General features: G+C 71.9%; 20 protein-coding genes. 10 read left to right on the top strand and 10 right to left on the bottom strand.

The window, feature by feature from the left end:
- The first annotated feature begins 64 nt into the window (after window positions 1-64).
- A complete protein-coding gene (locus AB0O48_RS19515; protein WP_365067220.1) occupies window positions 65-943 on the top strand; it encodes a fructosamine kinase family protein in 879 nt (292 codons plus the stop codon).
- 61 nt (window positions 944-1,004) lie between these two features.
- On the opposite strand, the gene AB0O48_RS19510 is transcribed toward AB0O48_RS19515, so the two are convergent.
- The gene (locus tag AB0O48_RS19510) at window positions 1,005-2,207 is read right to left on the bottom strand and encodes an MFS transporter (protein ID WP_365067217.1); all 1,203 of its coding nucleotides are present in this window, start codon (window positions 2,205-2,207) and stop codon (window positions 1,005-1,007) included.
- A gap of 72 nt (window positions 2,208-2,279) precedes the next feature.
- Here AB0O48_RS19510 and AB0O48_RS19505 point away from each other — a divergent pair, with 72 nt between their 5' ends.
- Window positions 2,280-3,122: a LysR family transcriptional regulator gene (locus tag AB0O48_RS19505; protein ID WP_357254426.1), complete on the top strand. Its 843-nt coding sequence runs from the start codon at window positions 2,280-2,282 to the stop codon at window positions 3,120-3,122.
- Between the two features lie 29 nt (window positions 3,123-3,151).
- Here AB0O48_RS19505 and AB0O48_RS19500 read toward each other — a convergent pair whose 3' ends face one another.
- Both AB0O48_RS19500 and AB0O48_RS19495 read right to left on the bottom strand, forming a co-directional pair.
- Window positions 3,152-3,607, bottom strand: a complete 456-nt coding sequence (locus AB0O48_RS19500; RefSeq protein WP_357254429.1) for a hypothetical protein — start codon at window positions 3,605-3,607, stop codon at window positions 3,152-3,154.
- The gene (locus AB0O48_RS19495; RefSeq protein ID WP_357254431.1) at window positions 3,604-4,005 is read right to left on the bottom strand and encodes a DUF6069 family protein; all 402 of its coding nucleotides are present in this window, start codon (window positions 4,003-4,005) and stop codon (window positions 3,604-3,606) included. Before AB0O48_RS19495 ends, AB0O48_RS19500 begins: the two co-directional genes overlap by 4 nt.
- A gap of 130 nt (window positions 4,006-4,135) precedes the next feature.
- Here AB0O48_RS19495 and AB0O48_RS19490 point away from each other — a divergent pair, with 130 nt between their 5' ends.
- The 3 genes from AB0O48_RS19490 to AB0O48_RS19480 all read left to right on the top strand — a co-directional run bounded on the left by AB0O48_RS19490 (window position 4,136) and on the right by AB0O48_RS19480 (window position 6,884).
- Window positions 4,136-5,296 (top strand): histidine kinase, encoded by a 1,161-nt coding sequence (locus tag AB0O48_RS19490; RefSeq protein WP_357254433.1) that lies wholly within the window; start codon window positions 4,136-4,138, stop codon window positions 5,294-5,296.
- Complete coding sequence (locus AB0O48_RS19485) at window positions 5,284-5,946, top strand: response regulator transcription factor (RefSeq protein ID WP_357254434.1); 663 nt, start codon at window positions 5,284-5,286, stop codon at window positions 5,944-5,946. The genes AB0O48_RS19490 and AB0O48_RS19485 overlap by 13 nt, the downstream gene beginning before the upstream one ends.
- Before the next feature lie 83 nt (window positions 5,947-6,029).
- Window positions 6,030-6,884 (top strand): DUF4253 domain-containing protein, encoded by an 855-nt coding sequence (locus AB0O48_RS19480; RefSeq protein ID WP_365067210.1) that lies wholly within the window; start codon window positions 6,030-6,032, stop codon window positions 6,882-6,884.
- Window positions 6,885-6,990: 106 nt separating this feature from the next.
- Here the strand turns inward: AB0O48_RS19480 and AB0O48_RS19475 are convergent, their stop codons facing one another.
- Together AB0O48_RS19475 and AB0O48_RS19470 are read right to left on the bottom strand one after the other, a co-directional pair.
- Window positions 6,991-8,238 carry a hypothetical protein gene (locus AB0O48_RS19475; RefSeq protein WP_357570066.1) on the bottom strand — a complete coding sequence of 416 codons (1,248 nt, stop codon included), beginning with the start codon at window positions 8,236-8,238 and terminating at the stop codon, window positions 6,991-6,993.
- Between the two features lie 17 nt (window positions 8,239-8,255).
- Window positions 8,256-8,777, bottom strand: a complete 522-nt coding sequence (locus tag AB0O48_RS19470; RefSeq protein ID WP_357254440.1) for a SigE family RNA polymerase sigma factor — start codon at window positions 8,775-8,777, stop codon at window positions 8,256-8,258.
- A 199-nt stretch (window positions 8,778-8,976) separates the two neighbouring features.
- On the opposite strand from AB0O48_RS19470, the gene AB0O48_RS19465 reads away from it, so the two are divergent.
- A complete protein-coding gene (locus tag AB0O48_RS19465; protein ID WP_357570067.1) occupies window positions 8,977-9,501 on the top strand; it encodes a hypothetical protein in 525 nt (174 codons plus the stop codon).
- Window positions 9,502-9,552: 51 nt separating this feature from the next.
- Here AB0O48_RS19465 and AB0O48_RS19460 read toward each other — a convergent pair whose 3' ends face one another.
- The 3 genes from AB0O48_RS19460 to AB0O48_RS19450 form a co-directional block, all read right to left on the bottom strand.
- On the bottom strand, window positions 9,553-11,052 hold the full coding sequence (locus tag AB0O48_RS19460) for an FAD-dependent monooxygenase (RefSeq protein ID WP_357254444.1): 1,500 nt from the start codon (window positions 11,050-11,052) through the stop codon (window positions 9,553-9,555).
- 119 nt (window positions 11,053-11,171) lie between these two features.
- Window positions 11,172-11,792 carry a TetR family transcriptional regulator gene (locus tag AB0O48_RS19455; protein ID WP_357254446.1) on the bottom strand — a complete coding sequence of 207 codons (621 nt, stop codon included), beginning with the start codon at window positions 11,790-11,792 and terminating at the stop codon, window positions 11,172-11,174.
- Between the two features lie 67 nt (window positions 11,793-11,859).
- The gene (locus AB0O48_RS19450; protein ID WP_357254532.1) at window positions 11,860-12,306 is read right to left on the bottom strand and encodes a MarR family transcriptional regulator; all 447 of its coding nucleotides are present in this window, start codon (window positions 12,304-12,306) and stop codon (window positions 11,860-11,862) included.
- A gap of 89 nt (window positions 12,307-12,395) precedes the next feature.
- Here AB0O48_RS19450 and AB0O48_RS19445 point away from each other — a divergent pair, with 89 nt between their 5' ends.
- The gene (locus tag AB0O48_RS19445) at window positions 12,396-13,208 is read left to right on the top strand and encodes an SDR family NAD(P)-dependent oxidoreductase (protein ID WP_357254448.1); all 813 of its coding nucleotides are present in this window, start codon (window positions 12,396-12,398) and stop codon (window positions 13,206-13,208) included.
- Here the strand turns inward: AB0O48_RS19445 and AB0O48_RS19440 are convergent.
- On the bottom strand, window positions 13,205-13,462 hold the full coding sequence (locus AB0O48_RS19440; RefSeq protein ID WP_357570069.1) for a hypothetical protein: 258 nt from the start codon (window positions 13,460-13,462) through the stop codon (window positions 13,205-13,207). The genes AB0O48_RS19445 and AB0O48_RS19440 overlap by 4 nt on opposite strands.
- Before the next feature lie 292 nt (window positions 13,463-13,754).
- Here AB0O48_RS19440 and AB0O48_RS19435 point away from each other — a divergent pair, with 292 nt between their 5' ends.
- Complete coding sequence (locus tag AB0O48_RS19435; RefSeq protein WP_357254451.1) at window positions 13,755-14,219, top strand: hypothetical protein; 465 nt, start codon at window positions 13,755-13,757, stop codon at window positions 14,217-14,219.
- Between the two features lie 69 nt (window positions 14,220-14,288).
- Here AB0O48_RS19435 and AB0O48_RS19430 read toward each other — a convergent pair whose 3' ends face one another.
- Window positions 14,289-15,212, bottom strand: coding sequence for an oxidoreductase (locus AB0O48_RS19430; RefSeq protein WP_365067201.1), 924 nt, complete (start codon window positions 15,210-15,212; stop codon window positions 14,289-14,291).
- A gap of 70 nt (window positions 15,213-15,282) precedes the next feature.
- Between AB0O48_RS19430 and AB0O48_RS19425 the strand changes: the two genes are divergently transcribed.
- Window positions 15,283-15,681, top strand: coding sequence for a MerR family transcriptional regulator (locus AB0O48_RS19425; protein WP_357254455.1), 399 nt, complete (start codon window positions 15,283-15,285; stop codon window positions 15,679-15,681).
- A gap of 88 nt (window positions 15,682-15,769) precedes the next feature.
- On the top strand, window positions 15,770-16,519 hold the full coding sequence (locus tag AB0O48_RS19420) for a phosphotransferase (RefSeq protein WP_357570071.1): 750 nt from the start codon (window positions 15,770-15,772) through the stop codon (window positions 16,517-16,519).
- Window positions 16,520-16,567: the final 48 nt, after the last annotated feature.

Here is a 16,567-nt window from a genome sequence, read left to right as displayed (position 1 = left end):
CGGAAGGTGATTCGCCGCCACCTAGGCTGTGGTGAACACACCGACCCCTGAGGAGTGCGCCCTGATGCCCTCGACGACGATCCTGCTGGACCGCCTGCTCGCGGCCGGGATGGAGGTCGTCACGGTGGAGCCGGTGACCGGTGGGGTGGCGGCGGTCGCGGGCATAGCCACCCGCCGGGACGCGCCGCCGGTGTTCGTCAAGGCCTTCGCCGACACACCCGCCGACGGGGTCTTCCGGACGGAGGCCGAAGGGCTGGCCGCGCTGCGCGACCTCGGCGGCGTACCGACACCGGAGGTGCTCCGGGCCGACCGTGGACTGCTCGTGTTGTCGGTGTTGCACCCGAGGCCGCACAGCGAGGTCTTCTGGGAACGGCTCGCACACCTGCTGGCCGACATGCACCTGACGACGACCCATCCCCGTTTCGGGTGGCACCACGACAACTGGCTGGGCCGCCGCCGCCAGGTCAACACGTGGCAGGACGACGGCCACACGTTCTTCGCGGAGCACCGGCTGCTCCGGTGGCTCGGGGAGCCCCGGGTGGAGGCGGCTCTCGACGCCGAAGACCGGGCGGCCCTGGAACGGCTCTGTCACCGACTGCCCGACCTCCTGCCGGACCGACCCGCGTGCCTGACGCACGGCGACCTGTGGACCCAGAACATCCTGGCCACCGCGGACGGGCGGCCCGCGCTGATCGACCCGGCGGTGTCCTACCTGTGGGCCGAGGTCGACCTCGCTCACGTGTGGTCCACCTCTCCCCCGCCCGAGGCGCGACGGTTCTTCGAGGTCTACGCGGACCGGACCGCGCTCGACGACGGCTGGCGGGACCGGATGCCGATCGTCCAGCTGCGACAACACCTCGCCGTACTGGCGCAGTTCGACGACGACTGGGGCGCGGCCGATCAGATCCGGGCCGTGCTCGCCCCGTTCCGGACGCGATCCTGACCTGAGGCATCCATGCCGTTGGTGTCCGTCGGGAGCGCACCGGCCCGATGGCCAGCCGGACTCAGTCGCGGACAACGGGCCTGAGATCGACGGGAACCGCCGTTCGAGCGGACGGGCGGCGGGACAGGAGGTACCCGGTCAGTGCGGCGGCCAGGCCGGCGAGCCCGGCCGTCGCGAACCCGCCCGCCGGCACGGAGAGGTCGATCGCCGCGCCGACGAGCGGGGAGCCGAGGGCGAAACCGGCGCTCTGCGCCGACGATTGCAGACCCGTCACCTCGCCCCGCACACCGGGTGGCGCGAGTCGGCTCACCGCGTCGGCCACCGTGGAGAGGGTCGGCGCGGTGAGGAGCCCGCTGGCGACGACGGCCACGCACAGCCAGCGCCAGTCGTGGGCGAGCCCGACGGGAATCGTCACGAGCCCGAGCAGGCCGAGCAGCAGCCACGTGGGCAGCGGCCAGGTCAGCGTGCCGTAGATCAGTCCACCGACGACGGACGAGACGCCGAACACCACGACGACCACCGCGGCCCAGGGCACCTGACCGACTTCCCGCAGCGTGGCGACGATGGCGAGGTCGACGCCGCCGAGCAGCGTCGTGGCGCCGAACGCCATCGTCAGCGCGGCGATCATCGGGGCGCGCAGCCACTGCCGGCGCGAGGGTCGCGCCCCGGCTGCGGCGTCCGCCTCGCTCTCGGCGTGCATCGGTGGGTCGAGCAGGGCGATGCCGACGCCGCCGGCCAGGATCGCGGCACCGACCCCCCACGCCACCACGTCGGGGGACGTCGTGGCCGCGCCCAGGATCACCACCGCCGGCCCCACGATGTACGACAGCTCGCCCTGCACCGATTCCAGCGCGAACGCGGGTCGGCGCTGCTCCGGCGTCGTCATCGCGGCTATCGCCTGCCTGCTCACCGCCTGCGCCGGCACCATCAGCAGGCCCGCCACCAGACTGGCCACCAGCAGGAACTCGTACGGCAGGACCGGCACGCCCAGCCAGAACACGACCTGCGCGGTAACCGTCACCAGCAGGACGAGGCGCAGGCCCCGCGAGTCGACAACGCGGCCGAGCAGCGGCCCGCCGAGCGCCACTCCGGCGGTCAACGCCGCGGCCACGCCACCCGCCGCCGCGTAGCTCAGCTCCAGGTCCAGGACGACAAAGAGCGTCAGTGCCATCACATCAGCAGTTATCGCGGTGCGGGCGAGCAGCGAGACACCCAGCAGCGGTGCCATCCCTGGCACGGCGAGCACCTGCCGGTAGCCGGTCACCCGATCGACGCTAATTCGCTCCAGACGTCATCAGAAGACGTCAGTTTGTTGCGGCCGGCATAATGAATCCTGATGGCCAGGGTTCTTGAGACGGCTCTGCTGCGGTCGTTCGTCGCCGCCGTGCGGGAGGGCAGCATCAGCCGTGCCGCGACCGCGATCGGGCACACCCAGCCCGGTCTCAGCCAGCAGTTGCGCAGGCTCGAGGGCGTCGTCGGCCGTCCGCTGCTGCACCGGTCGTCGACTGGCGTCTCACCGACCCGGGCGGGGGAGGAACTCCTGCCCTACGCCGAACGCATCCTCGCGCTCTCCGCGCAGGCCCTCGCCGAAACCGGACGTACGCTCACCGGTCACTGCGGCGTCGGGTTACTCGAGGACCTCGCCGCGTCCCAGCTCCCGCAGGCACTCGCCGACCTCGCCCGGCTGCACCCCGGCGCGACGCTGGAGGTGCTCAGCTGTTCCAACTCCGCCATGCGGGAGGCCTACGACGCCGGCCGGGTCCACCTCGTCCTCGACGCGTTGCCGGACATCCCCGGGCCGCCGCGCTGGACGGTGCGATCCCCGCTGGTCTGGGCGACCGGGCAGGGTGTGGACGTGGCCGCCGATCCGCTGCCGGTGGTGTTGTTCTCCAACCCCTGCTCCTGGCGTACGTCCGTGCTCGACACGCTGGAGCGCGCCGATCGGCGCTGGCGGGTCGCGTTCGAGAGCAACAGCCTGGTCGGAGTGCTCGCCGCGGTGCGGGCCGGGCTCGGCGTCGCGGCGCTCATGCCGGCGAACCTCGAACCGGTCATGATCTGCCGGGACAGCGATACCCTGCCCGTCCTGCCGGACGTCGAGTTCGGCCTCGCACGGCACCCACGGACCGAGGGTGATCCGCTGATCGACGCCGTGGAGACCGCGCTCCGTCGCATCGTCTGAGCACCCGCCCGCGTCGTCGGGCCGGCGGGTCACCCACCCCCTGAGCTGACGACCGCCATCATGATCAACATGCGCCGCCGCCGCTGACTCAGCAGCGCGAAACAGGCGGTGAGCACCACCAGTTCCGCCTCGGCCCACTCGCCGGTGACGTCGACGCGGATCGGCCCACCCGATCGGCGAGAAGGACGCACCGCGACGCGGTGCCCGTCGCGTACCAGCTCACCGCCGCCACGACCGGGCGACCAGCGCGCCACCCCGCCGGGCCCCGGCACGTGTGACCGACTCGGGTCGAGCCGCACCGCCACGCCGTGCTCGCCCCGGGCGATGAACCCGATGCGTCGGGGGCCGGTCGGTTCGACCGTCCAGAGGCCGGTGCCGGTGCGGATCTCACCGCACCGCCAGGTCCAGCCGGTACGCAGCGAGGCGCGCGGCCCGGAGTCGAGGACGAAGGCCCCATCCTGCTTGCGTACGGTCAGCGCGGTCATCGGTCCAGCCCCTTCGGGCGCGGCCGGGACAGGCCGAGGATGACAACGACGCCGACGCTCAGGTGCAGCAGCGCGAGGGACGCCATCGCTCCCCCGCCGACGCCACTCGGCGGCCCGACCACGAGCGACAACAACAGGACCGCGACCGCGACCGAGGTCCACCAGACCCGGGGTCGGCTGGTCCGGCGTTCCAGTACCGCGAGCAGCGCCCAACCGGCCAGCGCCGCGACCGCGGCGGCCACGACGACCGCGGCCACGGTGATCTGCCGGGTCGAACTGCCAGACCTGACCGTCAGGTCGACGCCCCCCACCGAGTGCAGGAGCGCGAACTCGGCCGCCGCCACCAGGATCGCGCCGGCCACCACCGTGGCTCGTCGCGGAAACACATTGTTCGTCATGCTCCGAGTGTGTGGAGCGGGGTCGGTTGGAAACGTCGGTCCGGACGCCGCGGTGGGTACGTCCGCTGGCGGTTGGGCGTACTACCAAAGGAGGTGGTCCGCCCCGTCGCCAGCCCAGTAGCCTGCGCGAATGGATGCGGCGACGTGCGAGGTAGCGCAGCCGAGGACGTGGCGTTTCGTCCCGGTGGGTGTGACGACCGCGGCGATCGGCGTCCTCGTCGCGACCATGCTGTGGTCCGCCGTCCGTTCCAGCTCCGCCGCCCTGGTCGGCATCGACGTCGCGCTGGCGGTGGCCGCGCTGACCCTCGTCCCGGTGGTCGTCCGCCGCCCGGAGATCGGTGGCGTGCTGGCCGGCCTGCTCGTCGCGCTCTCTCCGGTGGCCACGCCGGTGGCCAGCTTCGCGGTGCTGTTCACGGCCCGCAACCGGCCGTTTCGGCAGGCAGCGGCGACAGCGGCGGTGGGCGTGGCGGGCGAGGCGACGCAGGCGCTCTGGCGGCCGGTGCCCAGCCTGCCGTACGGCTGGCGGCTGCTGCTGATGGCGATCGCCTACGCGGCCCTGCTCGGCTGGGGCACCTGGGCGCAGGCCCGGCACGCCCTGCTGGCAGCGCTGCGGGATCGGGCCCGGCGGGCCGAGCAGGAGCAGGAACGACGGGTCGTCGAGGCGCGGGCGGCCGAGCGCAACCGGATCGCGCGGGAGATGCACGACGTGCTGGCCCACCGGCTGTCACTGCTGGCGGCGGCCGCCGGCGCGATGGAGTACCGGCCGGACGCCGCGCCCGAGCGGCTCAGCGCCGCCGCCGGGGTGATCCGGGCCAGCGCGCATCACGCCCTCGACGAGCTGCGCGAGGTCATCACGCTGCTGCGCAGCGACGACGCCGAGTCGCCGACCGACGCGCCACCCGGGCAGACCCTCGCCGACCTGCCGCGCCTGCTCGACGAGGCTCGGGCCGCCGGGCAACAGATCGACGTCGACGACCCGCTCGGCCCGCCGGTCGAGATTCCCGCGGCGGTGGGCCGCACCGCATACCGGATCGCCCAGGAGGCACTGACCAACGCCCGCAAGCACGCGGCCGGCCAACCGGTCCGGCTGGTGCTCGGCGGCGCACCCGGCTCCGGTCTACGCATCGCGGTGAGCAACCCGACGACGCCCGGCAGCGGTGCCACCGGCACCGTCGGCACGGGCCTGATCGGACTCGCCGAACGGGCCGCGCTCACCGGTGGTCGCGTCGCGCACCACGTCGACGCCGCGGGGCGGTTCCACCTCACCGCGTGGCTGCCGTGGCCGACGTGACGGGTCCGATCCGGGTCGTCATCGTCGACGACGATCCCCTCGTCCGGGGAATGCTCACACTGATGCTCGACGGCGCCGACGGAATCGTCGTCGTGGGCGAGGCCGCCGACGGCGCCACGGCGATCACCGCCGTGGACAGGCATAAGCCCGACGTGGTGCTGATGGACATCAGGATGCCCGGCGTCAACGGCATCACCGCCACCGAGCGCCTGCGTCGCCGCCACCGGCCGCCCGAGATCATCGTGCTCACCACGTTCGACACCGACGAGCACGTGGTGCGCGCCCTCCGCGCCGGGGCCAGCGGCTTCCTGCTCAAGGACACCCCGCCGGAGCAGATCAGCCAGGCGGTCCGCGCGGTCGCCGCCGGCAACCCGATGCTGTCTCCGGGCGTGACGCGCCGCCTCATGCAGCGGGTCGCGTCCGGCGCCGCGTCCCAGGAGCGGGCGCGCGAGCGGTTGGCCCTGCTCACGCCCCGGGAACGGGACGTCGTGCTGGCCATCGCGCAGGGGCGCGCCAACGCCGAGATCGCCAGCGAACTACTGATGAGCGTGACGACGGTGAAGGCCCACGTCTCGCACATCCTGACCAAGCTGGATCTCGACAACCGTACCCAGATCGCCCTGCTCGCCCACGACGGCGGGCTCCTCTGACCGGTCCGCCGCGCTCGGACCCGGCGTGCGACCGGGGAATGGCGGGGCCATCCGCACCCCAACGGATCGGGGATACTTCCGCCGTGCGCAACGACCTCGACCAGATCGAAGCGGCATTCGTCGGCACGCCACTGGCCGGTCTGCCGATCGGGCACGGCCCGTTGGGCACCGTCCTCGTCGCCGACGTCGACCCCGAGCGCCTGCGGGATGCCTGGCAGGCAGCCGACGCACTGGTGCCGGCCATCGGACGGCTGCCGGTTCTGGTCACCGACGACGTCGACGACGAGATGACAATTCGGCAGGAGCCCGAGCGGGGTCCGTCGGTGTCGGAGCTGCGCGCGTTCGTCGAGGCCGCGCGGTCCTCCGAGCCCTGGCTGGCCTACCGCCACCACAGCGAGGACCACGTGGCCGACGCGGGCGACGTGGAGTACCACGCGCGGGGCGCGGCCGGTGTCGACCTGATGGCCCTGGTGTCGGATGTGGTGCCGCCGACTCCGGTCCCCGAGCTGGAGCGGACGCTGTACGAGCGACTGCTCACCGACACCGACCTGCACGCCCAGGTGCTGGACAGCGTGCGGTTGGTGACGCAGTTCGACTACTGGTACACCCCGGACAGCGTTCTGCTCATGTTGCTGCCCACCACCGACGTCCGCGCTTGCGCGTACTGGCTGGACTTCTTCGGTGCGCTGACCCTGGAGGACCAACAGGAGCTCGCCGAGGTGCTGGCGCAGTGGCGGCACCGGTGGGATGCCCGTCTGGTCGCGTCGTGGGGCACCATGCTCCAGTTCCAGGTGGGTCGTCGCCCGACGCCGGGCGACGACGCGTGGGTCGCCGCCGGTCAACTCCAGGCGCTCGCCCCGAACCTCGAGCTGAGCCGGTGGGAGGTCGCCGTTGCCCTGTCGGCCGGCGACGCGTGGTTCGTGCACAATCGCCCCTGACCTGGACGTGCATCCGAACGGCGCCTCGTTCTTCCTGAAACCGGGGTGTCCGGGCTCGACGGACACCCCGGTTTCACCAAAGCCGTGCCGATGCCGAGGTCCTGGATCAGGAGTCGACGGGGACGCTGGTCGTAGTGCCGTCGGCGCCGGTGACACGGACGTCGGTGGCGCTGGCGGGTAGGAGTGCCGCGTTACGGCCGGCGTCCTGCCACTGACCGTCGCCGACCCGGTAACTCAGCGCCGACCCCTCGGCGGCGACGAAGGTGCCCTGGTCGTCGGGCAGTCCCAGCCGGACCGGCAGGGGTGCCCGCCAGTCCACGGTCGCGCTGGCCACCGCCTCGAAGGGCAGGTTTCTGCCGGCGAGCAGGGCGATGACACGGGAGGGGTCGTCGTCGTACTGGATGGTTTCCACGAGGAGCCGCCGACCGTCGGGGGTCGCCCCGTAGACCGACAGACGGGGTGATCCGTTGTACGTGTGCACGCCCACCGGGTCGAGGTAGTCGGCGATGGCCTCGGCGGGCGCGCTCACCTCTTCGGCAGCCGGATCGACTCCCCACACCTGCTCGGTGCCGGGCAACGTGTGGCGGAGAAGCGGTGCCGCCGGCCGGTCCTTCCCATCGGGAAAGAGGATCAGCGACGTGTTGCCGATGTGGAGCGCGTTCATCCGGCTCACTGGCGTCCTGGCGAGCGCGACGGTGAGCTTCGTGCGCTGTGGGGGCACCGACAGCGCTGCCGCACCGTCGCGGAACGCCACCGGCGTGAACGTCCGCTCGACCTTGCCACCGGGCAGATAACGCAGTTCCGCGGAGAACTCCACCGCCTGTCCGAAGTCGAGGACGAGGAGCACGTCGCGTTGGGATCCGAGCAGTGTGGCCTGTTCGAGGCCATCTGTTCCCGAACCGTCAAGCCGCGTCAGGGTGCCGATGCGTGGGCCGTCGGCGGTGGGTTCGACGAACCCCACCGACCTGTCGTTCGTGGTGTCCCCGGCGACGTAGGCGGCCGGGCCAGCGGGTGTGTTACCGGCCCAGACAACGTGCGGCTCGCCGCGCGTCCCCTCTCCGATCTGCTTGAGATGACGCTCCCACGCCTCGCGGACCTGCCGCAGGTATCCGTCGTCGGCGGCCAGGTCACCGCGTGTGGGCTCGTCGAACAGCGGCGCGACGACCGGCGCCTCACCTCCTTCACCGGTCAGCCGGAGCCCACCGGCCACGGGGATGGCCACCACGGCCGCGCAGACGGCCGCCAACACGGCCCGGCGGCGCACCACCCGGCGCCGCCCGCCCCGGCGCACCGCACCGAGCAGACCCGCCGGGGCGACCAGGTCGTCCGTCGCGCGTTGCAAGATCTCGCGCACGTCAGTGTCGTTCCTCGTCATCGCGAACCCCCGCTTTCCGTGATGGGCATGGCGAGACTCGACTCCGCCAGCACCTCCCGCAGCCGCGCCAACCCTCGGGAGGCGTGACTCTTCACCGCGCCCTCGGAGCAGGCCATCGCCGCCGCGACGTCGGCGACCGGCAGATCCTCCAGGTAACGGAGCACGACCACGGCCCGCTGCCGGGCCGGCAACGTCCGCAGCGCCCCGACGACCAGCTCGCGAACCGCGACGGCGTCGGCATGGTCTCCGGCAACCCCGTCGTGGTCACCGAGCGCCCGTTCCGGACGTCGGGCACGCCAACGCCATCGATTGATCGACCGATTGACCAGCGCACGTCGGGCGTACGCCTCCGGGCTGCTCTGCACCCGACGCCAGCGGACGTACACCTGCTCCAGCACCTCCTGAAGCAGGTCCTCCGCCGCGTGCCGATCCCCGGTCAACAGGAAGGCGACCCGTAACAGCACCACCGACCGGGCGCGCACGAAGTCATCGAACTCCGCCCCACGCGAATCACTCATCCGACCTCCCGGGCCTCGTCAACCAGCAAGACACCGCGTCGGCCCACGAGGTTTACCGGTCCGGCGGATCCATCTCCTCGGCCCACCGCCGCCCGATCCGGTCGGGGGCACCCACTCATACCAGGAGTGTCAGCCACGGACCACGAGCAGACCGGTCGCGGGGTTTCGCCGGCTGTCGCTGGCGGGTAGCGGATGGTTCATGAACCGCAATCTCGTCAAGGCCCTCCAGGTTGCCTGGGAGCTGCCCGAGTTCCGCAGCGGGCTGCGCCACCTCATCGATCTCGACGAGGTGGCGCTGCTGCTGGCCACGCTGTCCGTCGCGGACCACGACCGTGAGGTCGAGCGCAGCCTGTTGAACCTGCTGCGGTCCGCCCTGGACACGACCGAGATTCGGGGAGCCGTGCTGCTGCTACTGGAGCAGGACGAGGTACGTCGGCCGCTCGTCGCGGCGGCGGTGGAGCCGCTTGCGGACCGGCCGGGTCAGGCTGCCGCCATCGCCTCGGCGGCGGAGGATCCCGTGGTGCGGCGTGAGATGCGCGCGGTGCTGGACAGCGCCAAGGTACGCGAGCTGATCTGGCAGGCGATCGACAACCAGGTCGGCGACAACCGGTTCGGCCTGATCCGGCAGGTGGCGGTGCTGTTCGTACGGCATCCGAGCGTCCGGCGGCTGGTGTGGGCCATGCGCCGGCACGGGGTGTTGCGCGAACTACGCCGTAACCCCTGAGCTGCGTCGGTCCACGCAGCGGACGGCGGACGACCGTGAGCTGACGGCCTCTCATTCTGGCCGGCCGAAGTGGTGCGTGAGCGAGGCGCGCAGCGTGTCGGCGTCTCCGGCGGACCAGGCGACGAAGCAGTCGGGGCGCACGAGCAACGCCGCCGCGGTCGTGCCCTCCAGCGCGCCGGTGACCACGTCGACGCGGTCTCGCCACGGTGCGGCGACCTCGGCGTAGGCACCCGTGGAGTCCAGCAGCAGCGGCCGGGCGGCGCGGGTCAGCTCGGCGAGGCGCACCGGGCCGTGGTGACCGTGCACGACCACGTCGGGTGCCGAGCGACCGGCCAACGGGTCGGCGGGGTCGGCGGGGTAGCGAACGTCCGCGCCGGACATCAACGCCGCGATGTGCCCGGTCACCTCCGGCTTGCGCAGCAGTTCGGCGAAGAGTTCCCGCAGGCCGGTGATCTCGTCGCCGGGACCGATGAGCGCCGACTGTGCCTGGGTGGACATGACGACCCGTTCGGCGACCGGGCGACGCTCGCTCTCGTACGTGTCGAGCAGGCCCTGCGGCGCCCAGCCGCGGACCGTGGCGGCAAGCTTCCAACCCAGGTTGACGGCGTCCTGCAGGCCCAGGTTGAGGCCGGGACCGCCGATCGCGGGGTGCACGTGCGCGGCGTCGCCGACCAGCAGCACCCGGCCGGCGCGGTAGCGACCGGCGATGCGGGTGTTCTGACCGGTCAGCCGCCGCAGCAGGCCGGGACCGTCCGGCGCGCCGACCGGGACGTCGGCGCCGAGCACCCGGGCGACGCTGGCGCGTAGCTCCACCAGGCTCATCGGGGTCTCGTCGGTCGGCTGCGTGTCGAGCCACTCCGTCGTGCTCAGGATCGCCGGACGGCCGGGGAACGGCGCCCACACGATCAGACCGCGTGCGGTGCGGGTGTGCAGGAACGGCGGGACGACGCCGAAGCCGGGGACGCTCAGACCGCCGGTCTCGGGATCGAGGGATGACGCGGGGATGGTCACGGTCGCGGTGCGGGAGACCGACCGGTCGTTCGTGACGCCGGGAAAGTCGATGCCGGCGAGGCGGCGCACCGCGCTGCGGCCACCGTCGGCGCCGACGAGGAAGCGGGCGCTGAGCTGCGTACCGTCGGCAAGGCTGACCTCGACCGCGTCGGTGCGTTGGCGGAGGTCGACGACCTCGTGGCCACGGCGCAGGTCGACGCCGAGCTCGGCGGCCCGGGTGGAGAGGGCGGCCTCGAGCTGGGCCTGCGGTGCGCCGAGCACGTAGTGCGGGTTCTCCGCGAGCATCGTGAGATCCAGCGGAAACGCGCCGAAGGTGAAGGCTGGTTGCGGGCTCGGCGGGGTGCTCCCGCCGCTGAGCCGCGCGTAGAGGCCGCGGCGGTCGAGCAGGCGGACGACCTGGCCGACGAGACCGTTGGCGCGGGGCTCGCCGGTGGGCGTGGCCTGACGTTCGAGGACGACGGGGTGGACGCCGGCGAGGGCCAGTTCGCCGGCGAGCATGAGGCCGTTGGGGCCGGCTCCGACGATGAGGACATCGATCACTGTGGTGATCCTTTCGGGGCATGCGTCATCGCCACGGCAGGCGCGGCACGCGGCCGGCCCGCCGCGGGGTGACGCGGCTGAGGACGTGGGTGAGGCGGTACGTGAGCGGAGGCCGGGCCTCAGCGGGGCGGCGCCGGGAGGCCGGCGGCGAGCTGGGTGAAGGCGTCGGTGATGAGGCGCTCGATCGGGGTGGGCGGGTCGGCGCTGTCGAGATAGTGCTGCATGGCGACGGCGACGGCGGCACTGGTGGCAGCCGCGACGAGCCTCGGATACATGTCGGTGGCGAGGTCGGTGCCGGTGCGCTCGGCGACCGCGGCGGCCAGCTCGGCCTCGGCGACCGCGACGGCCCGCAGCCGCTCGCCCTGGAGTGCGGGCTCGGCGAGCATGGTACGGACGCCAGCCACCCACTGGGCGTGCGCGGGGGATGGCATCGCCTCGACCTCGGGGCCGCGGGTGAACTGCTCCAGCGCGGCCTGGGTGAGCGCCGCCCAGAGCGGCTCGTCGGCGGGGCGTTCGCGCAGCGCGGCGGCGGTGCGCAGACTGCGGTCGAGATGGCGGGAGGCGATCGCCTCGGCCTTGCTGGAAAAGTAGTTGTTGAACGTACGCGGGGACACCCCGGCCGCCTCGGCGATGTCCTCGACGCGGACGTTGTCGTAGCCGCGCTCGGCGGTGAGGTGGATCGCGGCCCAGCCGAGCGCCGCCCGCGTCTCGGCCTTCTTGCGCTCCCGCAGCCCCGTCATGCCACCACGGTAGCACTTCTTGCGCGGCACGCAAATATGCGTACCACGCAAAATTGTTCCGACCGCCTCAGCGGTCCGCCTCCGGCTGACCGGAGTCGCGGATCGCCTCCACGCATCTGGCCAGCAGGTCACGGAGTTGGAGGCGCTCGTCGGGGCTCAGCGCGTCGGCGATCCGCCGTTCGATGCGCACCGCTTCGCGGTCGCACCGCAGCAGCGTGGTGTGACCCTTATCGGTGAGGCTGGTCTCCAGAACGTGGCGGTGCCAGGGGTGCGCCGAGCGTCGCACCAGCCCTCGATCCTCCAGCGCCTTGAGGACGCCGGTCATGGCCTGGGGCGTCACCAGGCAGGCTCGTGCCAGCGCAGCTCCGGACATACCGGGGTTGTCGGCGAGGGCGAACAGTGCCGCGTACTGAGCGACAGTCAGCTCGGCCGGACGCAGCGCCGCGGCCTTGGCCGCCATCAGCGCCTGTTCGGCGCGCTTGATGTCGAAGCCAAGGCGCTCGTCGGCAGGCATTTCCACCAGCAGATGGTAGCGGGATTGAACAGTTGTCAAGAGGATTGCTATCGTCAAGGTCTTGATAGGCATCAAGATGCGGAGGCATTGTGCGAGACAGGGTCGTACTGATCACCGGCGCCACCAGCGGCGTCGGCTACCACCTCGGCCGTGACCTCGCCGTGCGAGGAGCCACGCTGCTGCTGCACGGCCGGGACCAGACCCGGCTCGACGCCGTCGCCCGCGAGCTGCGCGCGTTGACGCCGGACGTGCGTACATACCTGGCGGACCTGGCCGACCTCGACCAGGTCCGCGCTCTGGCAGCACGCGTACGCGAACGCGAACATCGGCTTGACGTACTGGTCAACAACGCGGCCGTCGGCGCGACCGACCCGACCCGACGCGACGTGAGCCGACAGGGCCACGAGCTGCTTCTGGCCGTGAACCATCTCGCGCCCTACCTGCTCACCACCGAACTGTTGCCGCTCCTGACCGCGTCCGCCCCGGCCCGTGTCGTGAACGTGGCGTCGATGGGTCAGGCCCGCGTCGACCTCGACGACCTCGGCTTCGAGAACGGCACCTACGACGCGGTCGTCGCGTACTGCCGGGCGAAGCTCGCGATGATCATGTCCACCTTCGACCTGGCGGCCGAGGTCCCGGCCGACGTCGTGACAGTCAATGCCGTGCACCCCGCCCACCTCATGGACACCCGAATGGTGCACGCGAGCGGCTTCACCCCGATCACCACCGTCGACGCCGGGGTGCTGCCGACACTGCGGCTTGTCGCGGACCCAGCTCTGGACGGAGTGTCCGGCCGCTACTTCGATCGCTTCGACGACGCGCCGGCCCACCAACAGGCCTACGACCTGGCCGCTCGGCAGCGCCTCGCCGCCGCGACCCAGGCGCTCGTGGCCGCGCGCTAGTAGGTGAAGGTCCAGAGGAAGTAGAAACCGGGTGCGTTGGGGCCGTACTGCCGGTACTCGCAGTAGTACCAGCTCCACAGACCGGTCCGGACGCCCTCGCTGCCATAGCTGTTGCAGAACTGGCCGTCGGAGTAGACATTGCGCAGCGTGCCGCCCTGCGGGTCCGCCGCAGCCGGAGTGGCGCCGGTCCCGACCAGCCCACCCAGTGTGAGCGTCACCGCCACCACCAGGGTCGCCCATCTGCGTCCGCGCATGAAGTCTCCTCCCACCACCGTCCGCGGCGCACCGACGCTCCCCGTCGAGCCAGGGCCGGGACATCGAAGTTTGTGAAAGTAAGGCTTACATGGACGTGCGCGATCCGATTCCCGACAACGGGCGACGCTACCGCGATGATCCGCCAGCGTGATCTCCATCGAACGGCCATCCGCCCTGGCCACGCCGCGTCAGCCCGAGACGCTCACCGCGCCGCCAGCAGTACGGTGGGCCGCGACCAGCGCGGGTACGATCCGAGCCACCGTCGCGACAGGAGCGGGGAAGGACCGGCTGATGAGCACCGATGAAACGCTCGCCCGCATCAACGAGGGCGTGCAGTTGCATCACCAGCACGGCCAGCGTGAAGCCGCTCGTGACCTGTTCGCAGAGATCTGGGACGACATCGGCGGCGAGGGAGGCGATCCCCTGCATGTCTGCGTCCTCGCGCACTCGATGGCCGACGTGCAGGACGACGCCCGCCAGGAGTTGGTCTGGGACCAGCGAGCGCTCGCGGCGGCCGATCTGCTCACCGAGGCGCGAGTCGCGCAGGCCGGCGTGCCGATGTCCGTGGCGGCCCTGTACCCGTCGTTGCATCTCAACCTGGCGGACTGCTATCGCAAGCTCGGCGACCTCGGCCGTGCCCGCGACCACCTCCAGCGTGCCGAGGCGGGGATCGACGCGCTTGGCGATGACGAGTACGGGGAGCTGATCAGGAGCGGCCGGGATCGGCTGGCGCACCAGCTGGCGACCACTGAGTAGGCGTATCGCCGGCAGACCCCGGGCGGAAGCTGCTCCCCCGGTGGCCGAGGCGCGAGCAGGCGGGACGGGTCAGGCTCGGTCGATGAGATCGAGGCCGGTCAGGTCGGCCGAGAGCGCCCAGAGCCGGGCCGCCGTACTGCTGTCGTCGGGGCTGCCGTCGGTGACCTGGCAGTCCGCGCAGTAGTCGCCGCCGTACGCGTCGAGGTGGGGTGAGGTGGCGGCCCAGACCTGGGTCGCCGCGCCCTGCTCGACGGTCTTGAACAGGCCCGGCGCGGGAGTGCCGTCCGCGTCGATCCAGCCGGCGGCGACCATCTCCTCGACCGTGAGGTGTCGTTGCAGCGGCGTCTGGATGTAGCCCGGGTTGACGGAGAAGGCGCGGACCCGGTGCGGTCTGCCGAGCAGGCCGAGGTGGCGGGCGAACAGGATGTTCGCGAGCTTGGACTGGGTGTAGGCCTCCCATTTGTCGTAGCCGCGCTCGAACTGCACGTCGTCCCACCGAATCCGCCACGACGGGTCGCGGCCGGAAGCGACCGAGACGACACGGGCAACACCGGAGGCGGCGAGCGCCGGCCACAGCAGATTCACCAGCGCGTAGTGACCGAGGTGGTTGATCGCGAACTGCGCCTCCCAGCCGGGCCCCACCCGCGTCTCCGGGCACGCCATGACCCCTGCTCCCGCGACCAGGATGTCGAGGGCCGGATGCCTGCGGAGAAACCGTTCGGCGAACGCCCGGACGGAGGCGAGGTCGGCGAGATCGACCTGGTCGACCTCGACCCCGGCTGCGCCGGCGAGCGCCTGCCGGGCCGCGTCCGGCCGACGGGCGGGGACGACGACGCGAGCCCCGGCCTGGGTGAGCGCGCGGGTGGTGGCGAGACCGAGGCCGGAGTAGCCGCCCGTGACGACGGCGGTCCTGCCGGTGAGGTCGACGCCGGCGAGGACGTCTCCGGTCGTGCTGTGGGCGCCGAACCTGGTGTGGGTCATCTCGCTGGTCATGCCGGCGACGCTAGGCGCTAGACCGTGGTCTAGGTCAACGGGCTACGGGCTACCGACTACGGTCGGGGCTGTGTCGGACAGGGACCTGAGCATCGGACAGGTGGCGCAGCGCACCGGGTTGAGCGTGCACACCCTTCGGCTCTACGAGCGTAAGGGTCTGCTGGCCAGCGAGGTGCGGCGGGACGGATCCGGCAGACGTGTCTACAGCGCCTGGGATGTGCAGTGGTTGGCGAACTGCGTGAAGTTCCGCGCCTCCGGGATGCCGCTCGCGACGATCGGCCGCCTGGCCCAGCTCGTCCGCGAGGGCAGCGGCAACGAGGCCGAACGACTCGAACTGCTCCGCGATCACCAGCGGCACATCGCCGAGCAGCTCGCGCAGCTGAGCGACTGCCTCGATCTCGTCAACGGCAAAGTGGCCAGCTATGAGGAACACCTCGCCGCCGGCGCGACCGGAGATCCCTGGCAGTAGCAACCTCGGCCCGCAGCGCACGCGGAACGGTGCGGAACCGCGCCTTGGTCGACGTCCACATCCGCAGCTGTCCGGGCAGAATCTCGGGATGAGTAACCGCGAAGAGGTGTTGCAGGGGAACGTCACCAGCGGGGTCGTGCGAGTCGGCGACACCGTTCGACGACCCGTCGGACCCTGGACGGAGATGGTCGACCTGCTGCTCGACCACCTGCACGCCGTCGGGTTCACGGCGTGCCCTCGCCCGCTGGGCCGGGACGAGCAGGGCAGGCAGGTGCTGGAATACGTCCCGGGCGAGATGGGTGCCGAGTCCGGCACCTACCCCGCCACGGAACTGCGCTCGATCGGGCGGCTGCTGGCGCACCTGCACGAGGCGCTGGCCAGCTTCGTACCGCCGGCCGGCGGGAGCTGGAACCAGGTCATCCCGCCGGACCGGGAAGAGATGATCTGCCACAACGATGTAGCACCATGGAACCTGGTCAGGTCGGATCGGGGCTGGGTGCTGATCGACTGGGACGGGGCCGCGCCAGGCTCGCGACTGTGGGACCTCGCGTACGCGGCCCAGAGCATGGCCGGCCTCCGCGCGGACCGGCCGGTGCCGCAGTCCGCGGCACGGCTGCGCGCGTTCGTCGACGGCTACGGCCTCGATGACGCATCCCGTCCGGCGCTGGCCGTCCTGTTGGGCCGCCGCGCCAGAGCCATGTACGACCTGCTGCGCGAGGGCGCCCGCCACCAGCGTCAGCCGTGGGCCAGGATCTGGACCGAGGACGGTCCCTACTGGCTGGCAACCGCCGACTACCTCGACGCGCACCGCGACGCCTGGCTCGCCGGGCTGGAGTGAGCAGAGCGGGGTCGGCGGTACGCAGGCGCCGCACCGATGCCGGACGAT

Origin of the sequence: Micromonospora sp. NPDC085948, from assembly GCF_040686315.1 — a bacterium.
Lineage (GTDB): Bacteria > Actinomycetota > Actinomycetes > Mycobacteriales > Micromonosporaceae > Micromonospora.
Note: the sequence above shows the minus strand (reverse complement) of the source record. Positions and strands in the feature narration are given on the sequence as shown.